Source organism: Aquimarina aggregata (assembly GCF_001632745.1).
In the GTDB taxonomy this organism is placed as follows: Bacteria; Bacteroidota; Bacteroidia; order Flavobacteriales; family Flavobacteriaceae; genus Aquimarina; species Aquimarina aggregata.
Map to the genome: position 1 here is coordinate 1 of NZ_LQRT01000040.1, position 2,018 is coordinate 2,018.

The window sequence follows — 2,018 nt, forward strand, 5'->3', positions numbered from 1 at the left end:
GAGATCACCCGAACCTATAGTGTTACGGATGCCGCTGGGAACAGTATCAATGTTACTCAGATCATTACCATTAATGATACAACTGATCCTACCGCTAGTAATCCCGCAGCAATCAATGCACAATGTGCTGCACCTGCACCTGATATTACTGTAGTGACTGATGAGGCAGACAATTGTGGTACGGCTACAGTTGCTTTTGTAAGTGATGTGAGTGATGGGAACAGTAATCCGGAAGAGATCACCCGAACCTATAGTGTTACCGATGGTGCAGGGAACAGTATCAATGTTACTCAGATCATTACCATTAATGATACAACCAACCCTACCGCGAGTAATCCCGCAGCAATCAATGCACAATGTAGTGCACCTACACCCGATGTGACTGTAGTGACTGATGAAGCAGATAACTGTGGTACGGCTACAGTAGTTTTTGTCAGTGATGTGAGTGATGGAAACAGTAATCCGGAAGAGATCACCCGAACCTATAGTATTACGGATGGAGCAGGGAACAGCATCAATGTGACCCAAACCATTACCATTAATGATACAACTGATCCTACCGCGAGTAATCCCGCAGCAATTACTGCCCAATGTAGTGCACCAGCGCCAGATATCACAGTAGTTACGGATGAGGCGGATAACTGTGGTACGGCTACGGTTGCTTTTGTGAGTGATGTGAGTGATGGGAACAGTAATCCAGAAGAGATCACCCGAACTTATAGTGTTACCGATGGCGCAGGGAACAGCATCAATGTGACTCAGACAATCACTATTAATGATACAACTGATCCTACCGCTAGTAATCCCGCAGCAATTACTGCACAATGTGCTGCACCTATACCCGATGTGACAGTAGTGACTGATGAGGCAGACAATTGTGGTACCCCTACGGTTGCATTTGTAAGTGATGTGAGTGATGGGAACAGTAATCCAGAAGAGATTATCCGAACCTATAGTGTTACCGATGGCGCAGGGAACAGCATCAATGTTACCCAAACCATTACCATTAATGATACAACTGATCCTACTGCTAGTAATCCCGCAGCAATTACTGCACAATGTGCTGCACCTGCACCCGATGTGACTGTAGTGACTGATGAGGCAGACAATTGTGGTACCCCTACAGTAGCTTTTGTCAGTGATGTGAGTGATGGGAACAGTAATCCAGAAGAGATCACCCGAACCTATAGTGTTACCGATGGTGCAGGGAACAGTATCAATGTTACTCAGATCATTACCATTAATGATACAACCAACCCTACCGCGAGTAATCCCGCAGCAATCAATGCACAATGTAGTGCACCTACACCCGATGTGACAGTAGTGACTGATGAAGCAGATAACTGTGGTACGGCTACGGTTGCTTTTGTCAGTGATGTGAGTGATGGGAACAGTAATCCAGAAGAGATCACCCGAACCTATAGTGTTACGGATGCCGCAGGGAACAGTATCAATGTTACTCAAACCATTACCATTAATGATACGACTGATCCTACCGCTAGTAATCCCGCAGCAATTACTGCCCAATGTAGTGCACCAGCGCCAGATATCACAGTAGTGACTGATGAGGCAGACAATTGTGGTACGGCTACGGTTGCTTTTGTGAGTGATGTGAGTGATGGAAACAGTAATCCGGAAGAGATCACCCGAACCTATAGTATTACGGATGGAGCAGGGAACAGCATCAATGTGACCCAAACCATTACCATTAATGATACAACTGATCCTACCGCGAGTAATCCCGCAGCAATTACTGCCCAATGTAGTGCACCAGCGCCAGATATCACAGTAGTTACGGATGAGGCGGATAACTGTGGTACGACTACGGTTGCTTTTGTGAGTGATGTGAGTGATGGGAACAGTAATCCAGAAGAGATCACCCGAACTTATAGTGTTACCGATGGCGCAGGGAACAGTATCAATGTTACCCAAACCATTACCATTAATGATACGACTGATCCTACTGCTAGTAATCCATCACCGATTACTGCACAATGTGCTGCACCTGCACCCGATGT

The 2,018-nt window shown here is 46.0% G+C and carries 1 pseudogene; it reads left to right on the forward strand.

The features are described 5' to 3' along the window. A pseudogene (locus tag AWE51_RS21010) lies at nucleotides 1-2,018 on the forward strand (gliding motility-associated C-terminal domain-containing protein); the annotation flags it as partial.